Source organism: Kaistella sp., from assembly GCF_032060305.1.
In the GTDB taxonomy this organism is placed as follows: domain Bacteria; phylum Bacteroidota; class Bacteroidia; order Flavobacteriales; family Weeksellaceae; genus Kaistella; species Kaistella yananensis.
Window position 1 is genome coordinate 3,789 of sequence record NZ_DAMBHK010000051.1, and the last position, 10,544, is coordinate 14,332.

At 40.1% G+C, this 10,544-nt stretch carries 9 protein-coding genes; 2 read left to right on the plus strand and 7 right to left on the minus strand.

Features of this window, described 5'->3' with window-relative positions:
* From V5N63_RS08150 to V5N63_RS08180, 7 genes are all read right to left on the minus strand, one after another.
* Nucleotides 1-1,334: TlpA family protein disulfide reductase (locus tag V5N63_RS08150; RefSeq protein ID WP_332033548.1), on the minus strand; the 1,334-nt coding region annotated here is incomplete at its 3' end.
* A 179-nt stretch (nucleotides 1,335-1,513) separates the two neighbouring features.
* Nucleotides 1,514-2,281, minus strand: a complete 768-nt coding sequence (locus V5N63_RS08155) for a succinate dehydrogenase/fumarate reductase iron-sulfur subunit (protein ID WP_088469663.1) — start codon at nucleotides 2,279-2,281, stop codon at nucleotides 1,514-1,516.
* Between the two features lie 22 nt (nucleotides 2,282-2,303).
* Nucleotides 2,304-4,316: a fumarate reductase/succinate dehydrogenase flavoprotein subunit gene (locus V5N63_RS08160; protein WP_332033549.1), complete on the minus strand. Its 2,013-nt coding sequence runs from the start codon at nucleotides 4,314-4,316 to the stop codon at nucleotides 2,304-2,306.
* A 54-nt stretch (nucleotides 4,317-4,370) separates the two neighbouring features.
* Nucleotides 4,371-5,036: a succinate dehydrogenase cytochrome b subunit gene (locus V5N63_RS08165; RefSeq protein ID WP_088469661.1), complete on the minus strand. Its 666-nt coding sequence runs from the start codon at nucleotides 5,034-5,036 to the stop codon at nucleotides 4,371-4,373.
* 116 nt (nucleotides 5,037-5,152) lie between these two features.
* Nucleotides 5,153-6,829 (minus strand): ComEC/Rec2 family competence protein, encoded by a 1,677-nt coding sequence (locus tag V5N63_RS08170; protein ID WP_332033550.1) that lies wholly within the window; start codon nucleotides 6,827-6,829, stop codon nucleotides 5,153-5,155.
* Between the two features lie 147 nt (nucleotides 6,830-6,976).
* Complete coding sequence (lpxB, locus tag V5N63_RS08175) at nucleotides 6,977-8,083, minus strand: lipid-A-disaccharide synthase (RefSeq protein WP_332033551.1); 1,107 nt, start codon at nucleotides 8,081-8,083, stop codon at nucleotides 6,977-6,979.
* A 10-nt stretch (nucleotides 8,084-8,093) separates the two neighbouring features.
* Nucleotides 8,094-9,053 (minus strand): dipeptidase, encoded by a 960-nt coding sequence (locus V5N63_RS08180; protein WP_332033552.1) that lies wholly within the window; start codon nucleotides 9,051-9,053, stop codon nucleotides 8,094-8,096.
* A 58-nt stretch (nucleotides 9,054-9,111) separates the two neighbouring features.
* Here V5N63_RS08180 and V5N63_RS08185 point away from each other — a divergent pair, with 58 nt between their 5' ends.
* Both V5N63_RS08185 and V5N63_RS08190 read left to right on the plus strand, forming a co-directional pair.
* Entirely contained in the window at nucleotides 9,112-9,621 is a 510-nt protein-coding gene (locus V5N63_RS08185) for a DUF2480 family protein (RefSeq protein ID WP_332033553.1), read from the plus strand.
* Nucleotides 9,622-9,716: 95 nt separating this feature from the next.
* Nucleotides 9,717-10,379 (plus strand): DUF937 domain-containing protein, encoded by a 663-nt coding sequence (locus V5N63_RS08190; RefSeq protein WP_332029246.1) that lies wholly within the window; start codon nucleotides 9,717-9,719, stop codon nucleotides 10,377-10,379.
* The last annotated feature ends 165 nt before the right edge of the window (nucleotides 10,380-10,544 follow it).

Consider the following 10,544-nt stretch of genomic DNA (forward strand, 5'->3'; position numbering starts at 1 on the left):
ACGACGAAAGAAGGAAGTTTGAAACCGTAAATTCCCAAATCTTTTGCAATCTGCGAGGTCAGTCCGCCCTCACCGTAAACATTGTTTCCGGGAATGCCTTTCATCATGGCATTGCTGGTTTTGGTGAACTGGTCTTTGGTATCATCTAAATTCACGAAAGTGAAATCCATTTTAGATTTGTAGAAATTCACGACTTCTTTCAGAACCGGTACCGTACCTTCGGAAATATAAGGATTCCATGACGCGTAGAACATTACGAGGTTTGGTTTTCCTTTTACATCGGCCAGTTTAAAAGTGCTTCCGTCCTGTTTGATGAGTTTAGAATCCGGTGCCGCTTCACCAGCTTTCGGGCCGGCTATGACGAACTGAATTCGCTGCATATCTTTTTTAATGCCTGCATCTTTAATATTTTCATTGATGATTTTATTAATCTTAGCAGTATTTTCATCCGTCATACCCGGCGTAATATCACCACTTGAAAGTACGAATGCCAGAAGATAATCTTTGGTCAGCTGAGAAAGGTCTTTTTTGGTATCCAGAAATTTCGCAAATAATTCAGAAGATAATTGGTTTCCTGATGTTGCCTGCTTGCTTGCAAAAGCCTGAAATTCCGGGCTCAGTTTACCCAGAAGATAATTTCTGTAAATCGGTTGGTTTTTCAGAAGTCTGTCGCTGTCTTCATTGAGCTTAGCTTCAGCATCTTTGAAATTTTTTGACGCTTTGTATGCTGGGTTTTGCGTAGCCTGCGGATGGTTAACTTCGTACTGGCTCATTAATCCTAAGACACTCGCATTCAGTTCGTCTTTTTTATATTCTACCACTTCATTGTCTGCTGAAGTTTTCTTGGCAGCAGCATCAATGCTGTTCCCGATATCGGTACGGATTTTTTCAGCGGCTTTCAGGAAATCGGCTTCATTTTTCATTACAAGTTCGCCTACATTGATTTTCCCTGCATAACCCTGAATAAATTTGGTTACCTCTAAAAGGAAATCGTTGTTGTTTTTTGCATCACCGGTAATGGTAAACTGATTGGGGAAGTTGGCTGCCTGCCCTGAAATATTAAGTTCCTGACCACCTTTAAGATAAATCATGGCTGTTTTTCCGGCATAAGACATAATGTACATGCCGTTTTTAGGCGCTTCGAAGCTTCCGGAGAAACTCCCTTTACTGTCTACACCCAAATTCAGCAACGGAAGGGTCGCTACACCGGAGGCTTCTATAAACTCGATTCTTTCGAGCGGTGACCCGCCGGCAAAATTACCTTTTACCTCTACTTTTTTTGAACAGGACATTGCTACGAAAGCGAACATCAATAATAAAAAATATCTACTCATGTTTTTTTTGATTGTATATAAATTTTTCGATTTTTAATTTCAAAGTTGTAAACTTAATTTGCGCAAAAATAAGTTATATAAAGACTTGTAGAAAATTTTAATCATATAATTGGCAAAGTTTAACAAAGAAAAAACCGCTTTCGGAAGTGAAAGCGGCATTTTCGTAATAATTTTCTGTTCTATCCTCTGTCGATATTGGCAGAAATGTATTCTCTGTTCATTCTGGCGATCACTTCAAGAGAAATTCCTTTCGGACATTCCACCTCACATGCGCCGGTATTCGAGCAGTTTCCGAAACCTTCTTCGTCCATGGCCTTCACCATATTCAGCACTCTTCTTTTCGCTTCAACACGGCCTTGCGGAAGTAAGGCGTACTGAGAAACCTTTGCTCCTACAAATAACATGGCTGAACCGTTTTTACAGGTGGCCACGCAGGCACCACACCCGATACATGCTGCAGCATCCATCGCTTTGTCAGCATCTTCTTTAGGAACCGGAATCGCATTTGCATCCAAGGTGTTTCCTGAAGTATTCACGGAAACGAAACCTCCCGCTGCCATCACTCTGTCGAAAGCGCTTCTGTCTACCACCAAATCTTTAATTACCGGAAAAGCAGCACTTCTCCATGGCTCGATGTGGATGGTTTCGCCGTCTTTAAACATTCTCATGTGAAGCTGGCAAGTGGTGATTCCAGTATCCGGACCGTGAGATCGCCCATTGATGTACAGCGAGCACATTCCGCAGATTCCTTCGCGGCAGTCGTGATCGAAAGCTACTGGTTCTTTTCCTTCGTTTACAAGATTCTCATTGAGCATATCGAGCATTTCGAGGAAAGAAGAATCCGTAGATACATCAGAAATTTTATAGGTTTCGAACTGTCCTTTTGATTTATTGTTTTTCTGTCTCCAAATTTTCAGAGTCAGGTTTAATCCTTTTTTTGCACTCATTTCTATATTAATTTTTTGGAGATTATTTATAACTTCTTGTTTTAACTTCGATGTTCTCGTACACCAGTTCTTCTTTGTGCAATACTTCTTGGTTAATGTCTGCCCCCCGATATTCCCAGGCTGCTACAAATTTGAAGTTTTGGTCATCTCTCTCCGCCTCACCTTCCGGTGTTGCATGATCCCAACGGAAATGTCCACCGCAGGATTCTTCCCTCTTCAATGCATCAATCGCCATCAGCTGTCCTAATTCAAGGAAATCTGCCACTCTGAGCGCTTTCTCGAGTTCCATATTCATTTCATCATTCGAGCCTGGTACTTTTACATTTTTCCAGAAATCGTTTCTTACTTCCTCAATTTCCTTAATCGCTTCCTGTAGACCTTCAGGCGTTCTTCCCATTCCCACCTTATTCCACATAATGTGTCCTAATTTTTTGTGGAAATAATCTACCGAATGCGTTCCTTTATTATTGATGAAGAAATTGATTTTATCTTTCACCTCTTTCTCTGCCGCTTCAAAAGCTGCAGAATCTGTAGGAATTGAACCTGTTCTAATGTCTGCCGAAAGATAATCTGCAATGGTGTATGGAAGAACGAAATAACCGTCTGCCAGACCCTGCATCAGCGCAGAAGCACCCAATCTGTTTGCTCCGTGATCAGAGAAATTGGCTTCACCCAACACGAAACATCCCGGAATAGTTGACTGCAGGTTATAATCAACCCAAACACCACCCATGGTATAGTGAACTGCCGGATAAATCTTCATTGGAGTCACATAAGGATTCTCGCCTGTGATTTTTTCGTACATCACAAAAAGGTTTCCGTATTTTTCTTCAACCCAAGCTTTTCCTAAATCATAGATCTGCTGATCGGTAGGATTGTGAATATTTTTCTCGAGTGCTGCCTCTTTACCTTTTTTGGTAATTTCTGTAGAGAAATCCAGGTAAACGCCTTCTTTCGTATCATTATTTTCAATTCCGTAACCTGCGTCGCATCTTTCTTTCGCTGCTCTGGATGCCACGTCACGAGGTACAAGGTTACCGAAAGCAGGATATCTTCTTTCCAGATAATAATCTCTGTCTTCTTCTTTAATGTTTTCCGGTCTTAATCTTCCTTCTCTAATCGCTACTGCATCTTCAATTTTCTTAGGAACCCAGATTCTTCCTGAGTTTCTTAAGGATTCCGACATCAAAGTTAATTTAGACTGTTGTGTTCCGTGAACAGGAATACAAGTCGGGTGAATCTGTACATAACAAGGATTTGCGAAATAAGCTCCTTTTTTATGAATTTTCCAGGCTGCGGAAACATTGGATCCCATCGCGTTGGTCGAAAGGAAATAAACATTACCGTAACCACCTGAAGCAATAACTACAGCATGTGCAGAATGTCTTTCGATTTCTCCCGTTACCAGGTTTCTTGCGATAATACCTCTTGCTTTTCCGTCAACAATTACTAGATCAAGCATTTCATGACGGTTGTACATCTTGATTCTGCCTTTACCAATCTGTCGGCTCATCGCAGAATAAGCTCCTAAAAGTAGTTGCTGCCCGGTTTGGCCTTTTGCGTAAAAAGTTCTTTTTACCTGAACTCCACCGAACGAACGGTTATCCAGCTGGCCACCGTATTCTCTTCCGAAGGGTACGCCTTGCGCAACACACTGGTCAATGATATTTGCAGAAACTTCTGCTAGTCTGTAAACATTTGCTTCTCTTGCACGGTAATCTCCACCTTTAATGGTGTCGTAAAACAATCTGTAAGTTGAATCTCCGTCACCCTGATAGTTTTTAGCTGCATTGATACCACCCTGCGCAGCAATGGAGTGCGCTCTTCTTGGTGAATCCTGGTAGCAGAATGCTTTTACGTTATACCCCTGCTCTGCCAGAGTTGCAGCGGCAGAACCGCCTGCCAAACCTGTACCCACAACGATAATATCAATTTTATCGCGGTTGTTTGGGGCAACAAGGTTCATGTGATTTTTATGGTTAGTCCACTTCTCGGCTAACGGGCCGTGTGGAATTTTTGAATCTAATTTGCTCATTTTTAGAAATTTTAAATTTTAAATTTTAGATTTTGAATGATTCAAAACTTAAAATTAAGACTGCGTTAAAAAGTGATACAGTGCAATGATGATAAATCCTGCAGGAATCAAAATGGAATACCATGTTCCAAGCGCTTTGATTACCGGCGTATATTTGGGATGCCTTGCTCCGACCGACTGAAAAGACGACTGGAAACCGTGGGCCAAGTGAAGACCCAACAATACAAAAGCGATGATGTAGAAAATTACCCTCCACGCATCAGCAAATTTCGCATGAAGTTCGTGCCAGAATCTTTCGTTATCTGGTGTATTCGCTTCAACATATTTGAAGTTGATCTCGTGCCACCAGAAATCGTACATGTGCAGTCCCAAAAATGCCAACACTACCAATCCGGAGATAATCATGTTTCTGGACATCCATGTAGAGTTTGCTGAACCGTTGTTCATTGCGTACTTTACTGGTCTTGCGCTTCTGTTCTTAAGTTCCAGAACAAAACCCATCACAAAGTGAAAAATAACTGCAAACCCCAGAATTGGCTGCATAAGGAACTGAATGAGCGGGTTGTAACCCATAAATTCGGAAGCCGAATTGAACGCACTTGGACTGAATACTGAAATTAAATTCACCGAAAGGTGCATGATAAGGAATAGGAGCAAAAACATTGCAGACAATGCCATTGCGTACTTTCTACCGATAGTAGAACTGGTTAATCCTGCCATAATATTGTTTAAATTGAATTTTCACAAAGTTAAAAAAATGTTAAGCTATAGAAAAGTGAGAAATGTCAGAAAATTTCAGTTTGTAATCTTTCTAAATAAGAAATGTGAAAACTTTTCTATTTCAAGTGATATTCTTTGCCGCTGATCACTATTTTTTCAACATCATCAGAAATTATTTCTGTTTTAAATTTACGGATCCTCCTCGATGTTAAATAAGGTTCAATAACAAATTTTTCAACCTTTCCCAAATTAGGATTTGCCCTCATCAGAAACCGAACCTCATCCTTCGTTTTTACAGAAATAATTCTTTCTTTATAGTAGTGATGGACCAAAACCTCGTTTATTTGTGACGCTCTGTAATTCAACAAAAACCTCAACGCAACAAAAAGGATGATGAAATAAGAAACTTTAAGCACATTTTTCAAACTGAATGTAATCACTGCAAATCTTAAAAACCAAATAATGATAAAACCCACTGCCATTTCGAGCAGAGTCATTGGAATCATTCTGTAAAAAGCAAGATCGAGATTGGCAAAGAAATGTATCAGTTGTAAAGCGCGGGTTACCACAGTATCATAAAGAAAATTCAGCCAGCTAATTTGTACCGAAAATTCAATGAGTACCGTCATTAATAATGAAAAAATAATCAGAATTTCCGAAAACGGAATGACGATAAGATTCGCGACAATGGAAATAACAGAATACTGATGGAAATAAAAAACCACCAACGGCAGTGTAACGATTTGCGCAGCAATACTTATCGAAACCACATTCACCATAAGATTCTGAAATTTATTTTTGGGTTTGGGAAGGTATTTCAGAATCGGTTGATTCAGCCAGAAAATCCCGAAAACAGCAACAAAACTCAGCTGAAAACCCACATCGAAAAACTGAGTGGTATCTGAAATTAAAATCCCGAATGCCGCCACCGCCATCGCGTGAAGTACATCTGGCTTCCGCTGCAGCACCACAGAAAGATAATACGCCGAAATCATGATGCAGCTGCGCACTACAGAATTTCCGTAATCGATAAATATCGCGAAAGCCCAGATCAGAATAAGCGAAATAATTATTTTGTAATTCCTGAACCTGGGCGGAAATATGGGATTTAAGACCAGCAGAATAAGCCAGAAAATAATAGCCATATGCGATCCCGAGATGGCCAAAACATGCATCAGACCAGATTTTGTGAAATCTTCCACCGTTTCTGCATCCATCTCGGTACGGTCGGCAAGGATGATTCCTTTGGTAAATTCTCGCGTTCGTTTGCTTAAATTCGCGCTGTCGATTTTACTTAAAGTTGAAAGTCTTTTCTGCCGGATTTTTTCAGAAAAACTTAAATCATTTCGTAAACCGCGCTGAAAAGAATTCGGCAGATAGGCCTGAAAATAAATATCCTTCCGCGAAAGATATTTACCGTAATCAAACTGAAAATCACTGTAAGGTTTCTGAAACCGGTTAATGTAGGCTTCTGCTTTATAATAATGAAGAAAATCCAGATCAGCTTCAGATTTTGGGACGGAAAGCACACTCAGAAAAGGTTGTTTTCCTTTCCAGGCTGAGATTTCGTAACGCCTGTTTTTCTCGTTTGAATTGAGTTTTTTGGTAATTTTGAAAACGATAACTTCCTTGCTTTTCAGCTCAGGAAGAAAAGGTTTCTTTGAATTGAGAAAATGCCCAAAAATTCCCAATGAAAAGAAAAGAAAGAAAAGAGAAACATGCCTGATCCGATGAAAATAAAAATCTTTAACCAAATACAAAACAAGCATCAAAAAACTGAAAACCAGAAACATATAAATGTATTTGACTTCCAGTGAAACTAAGTCCTGCAGAAGAATCCCAAGAATAAAAAAAATACAGAGGATAAGTAGAGGCTGTTTGTGCAAAGCAATTTTTAGAGGTAAAATTATACATCTTTACCTCTACTGCGTACCGTAAAATCACCCATTTATGATAATATCGGCGGCGTGGTCGCTGGCGCCTCTCCCACCCAGTTTTTGGCGCAGAAATCCGAAATCATCAAGCATCTTCTGTCTGGCTTCCCCTGTTAAAATTGCGTTCAGCTCCTTTACAAGATTTTCAGTATTTAAATCATTCTGGATAAGTTCAGTCACAATTTCTTCATCCATGATTAAATTCACCAGCGAGATATATTTAATGTTTTTTACAACTCTTTTACCAATTTCGTAAGAAATCCGGCTGCTTCGGTAACATACAACTTCAGGAATGTTCAGCAATGCAGTTTCCAGGGTTGCGGTTCCGGAGGTTACAAGTGCGGCTCTGGAACTCCGCAGTAAATCGTAGGTTTTGTTTGAAACAAAATGAACATTCTCGTCTACATATTTCTCATAGAACGACTTTGGCAGACTTGGCGCACCGGCTATGACAAACTGATAATCCTTAAAAAACGGACGGACCGAAAGCATAATTTCCAGCATTTTAGCGACTTCCTGCTCTCGGGAACCCGGTAAAAGCGCAATGATGTCTTTACTGTTTAGGCCATTTTCTTTTTTGAATTTTTCTGAATCAATAGGCTTCAGATCCGAAATCGCATCGAGTAAAGGATGTCCCACAAAGTGTGCATCAACTTCATGTTTCCGGTAAAAATCTTTTTCGAAGGGAAGAATCACCAGCATTTCATCCACGTAATTCTTTATTTTCTCAACACGGCCTTCCTTCCACGCCCAAAGCTGCGGAGAAATATAATAGATAATTTTTATGCCTAAACTTTTTGCAAACGCTGCAATACGAAGGTTAAATCCCGGATAATCGACCAGAATAAGCACATCAGGACGATGAGTTTTAATATCCTCTTTACAGAATTTAATATTTTTAAGGATGGTTTTCAGGTTTTTTGCCACTTCCAGAAAACCCATGAAAGCAAGTTCTTTATAATGTTTCACCGGCTGAATTCCCGCCACATCAGCCATCAGATCGCCTCCCCAAAACCGGAACTCTGGGTTTGTATCTTTCTTTTTAAGAGATTTCATGAGGTTTGATGCGTGCAGGTCACCGGAAGCTTCGCCTGCGATAATATAATATTTCAAAGTGCTGGGTTTAAATTTTATGGAGTCTTCTAAAATAACTGAGTGCGTTTCTATGGCTTATTTTCTCTTTCACCTCATCAGAAAACAGTTCCGAAATTCTGCTGTTGATGGTTGAATACGCCGTTGAATCGCCAAATTCGGGGAAGAAAAACGGATATCTGTCCTGCTCAGGATGGGATTTATCATCAAAAAAATCGGCTCCAAAACAAAGATGGTCTTCTGCTCCAAGTTTTATGGCATGTTCGATATGACGGTAAATTTCATTGTGATTTTCGGGGTTTATAAAGTATTTCACAAAATTCAGTCCGATTAAGCCGCTGCGGTTTATAATTTCTGTTACAAGTTCATCGGGAAGATTCCTGTTATGATCAAAAACCGCCCGCATATTTGAATGACTTGCCAAAACCGGGATATCTAAATTATTTTGATCAATAAAATTTAAGATTCCGTACGCCAGTTGATCGCTGGTGTGGGATAAATCTACGGCGATTTTGCGGCCATCCAAATATTCAATCAAACGCTTACCGTCATCTTTAAGTCCTGCTTGCGTAAAATTTCCACCGCCAAAACGGTTCTCCAGATGATGTGTTAATCCTACATACATGATTTTCGCCTGAGAAATCAACCTATCAAGATTTTTAAATGCATCTTCTACAGGCTGATCTTCTTCGCAAAGTCCGGAGGCATTTTCCACCGCTGCAATAATTCCTAAACCTTCCTGAAGTTCGGCCTTTTCAGGATAAAATTCATAAACACCAGGAAGATTCAGAAGACTGCGGTAACGCTTAAGTTGTTCTCTAACCTCATCAACACTTCCTTTCGCTGTTGCGGAATAAAAAGCCATGACCTGCATTTTCACATATCCTGCAAAAAGTTTATCTACTGAACAGCGTACATCTCCAGTTGGAGAAGAATTGGGCTGCAGAAGATAAGCAGTAAGATCACAGTGAAGATCAAGGTTTACTTCCATGGTGATTTAATTTTGTTCGCGAAAATTAACGTAATTTTGTGTCAAAGATAAAATAAAAATGTCGGAAGAATTTGAAATCAAAAATAAAGTTGCAGACAGTGGTTTGGTAAATTTCGACCTTTCAGAACTGGTTCCGAAAGGCACACGAAAAGGGATCGATCTGAAAGATTTTCTCTGGGAAGGAATGATTCTTCGGGAAAAGGATTTCAGAGATAAAGTCGCTGCAATAAATCCGGAAGATTACCGGGAATGCTATGTTTACATTTATAATTCTGTGGATGCAATTGTGCCGCTTTGGGCCTATTTCCTATTGACCGCGAAAATTACCGACGAAGCTAAAAAAGTAGTTTTCGGTAACCGCGAGGATCTGGAAGTGTTGCTGATGCATAACGCAGTGCAGACTTTCGATTTTAAAAAACTTACGGACAAAAGAGTGTTGGTAAAAGGTTGCTCTGATGTAAATATCCCTGAAAACGCTTACATAGAACTTGTCGAACAGCTGAAACCCCTCGTAAAGTCACTGATGTTTGGCGAAGCCTGCAGCAATGTTCCTATTTTTAAAAATTAAACTTTAACAGTATTTTATTATTGTAAATATTCCTTATCGGAATAGATTTTGGTAACTTTGAGAATCTTCATTCAAGAAAACCAAAAAAATAAAATATGAACTTAATCGAATTAATTACCGGAAACGCCGGAAATCAGGTAGCTTCTCAGGCCGAAAACAAATTCGGCATCAGTAAAAATCAAATTATTGCACTTCTTGCGGTAGCTGCACCGCTGGTAATTTCTTATCTAAGAAAAAAATCTCAGGAAGATCCCAATGAAGCTGAAGCATTAAACAACGCGCTGGACAAAGACCATGACGGAAGTATATTAGATAATCCTGCCCAGGTTGAAGCCAGAGTTCAGGAAGGAGGCTCGATCCTCGACCATATTTTTGGCGGCCAGAAAGCTCAGGTTGAAAACCAACTTTCGCAAAACACCGGAATTTCGATGGATAAAATCGGGCCGGTACTGGCCATGCTTGCGCCACTGATCATGGGATACATCGGCAAAGAAAAACAGTCTAACGGAGTAAATTCCGGCGGCGGACTTGGAGATTTATTGGGCGGAATCTTAGGCGGTGCGCAAAACCAGGCACAAGCAGAACCATCAAACCCTTTGAATGATATTTTGGGCAGCGTACTGGGAGGCGGTTCTCAGCAGTCCTCGGGAAACCCGCTGAATGATATTTTAGGCAGTGTTCTTGGCGGCGGGCAACAACAGCAACAACAGCAAGGAGGCTTAGGCGGACTTCTGGGAAGTATTTTAGGCGGTAAATAAACCTGAATTCAAATAAAAAAAACCGAAGATTATTCTTCGGTTTTTTTTGTTTTCGCAGCTTTGGGTTTTGCTTCTTTTGTCTCTGCTTTTTCAGCTTTTGGTTTTGCTGCAGCTTTTGGTTTAGTTTCAGTGGGCATTTCGGCATTTTCAGATTTCTCTGTAGGA

Bases quoted from the DNA above. Each gene is read 5' to 3' on its own strand.
- V5N63_RS08165 (WP_088469661.1), bottom strand. From the start codon at position 5,036: ATGGCAGGATTAACCAGTTCTACTATCGGTAGAAAGTACGCAATGGCA.
- V5N63_RS08155 (WP_088469663.1), bottom strand. From the start codon at position 2,281: ATGAGTGCAAAAAAAGGATTAAACCTGACTCTGAAAATTTGGAGACAG.
- V5N63_RS08180 (WP_332033552.1), bottom strand. From the start codon at position 9,053: ATGGAAGTAAACCTTGATCTTCACTGTGATCTTACTGCTTATCTTCTG.
- V5N63_RS08170 (WP_332033550.1), bottom strand. From the start codon at position 6,829: ATGTTTCTGGTTTTCAGTTTTTTGATGCTTGTTTTGTATTTGGTTAAA.
- V5N63_RS08190 (WP_332029246.1), top strand. From the start codon at position 9,717: ATGAACTTAATCGAATTAATTACCGGAAACGCCGGAAATCAGGTAGCT.
- V5N63_RS08185 (WP_332033553.1), top strand. From the start codon at position 9,112: ATGTCGGAAGAATTTGAAATCAAAAATAAAGTTGCAGACAGTGGTTTG.
- V5N63_RS08160 (WP_332033549.1), bottom strand. From the start codon at position 4,316: ATGAGCAAATTAGATTCAAAAATTCCACACGGCCCGTTAGCCGAGAAG.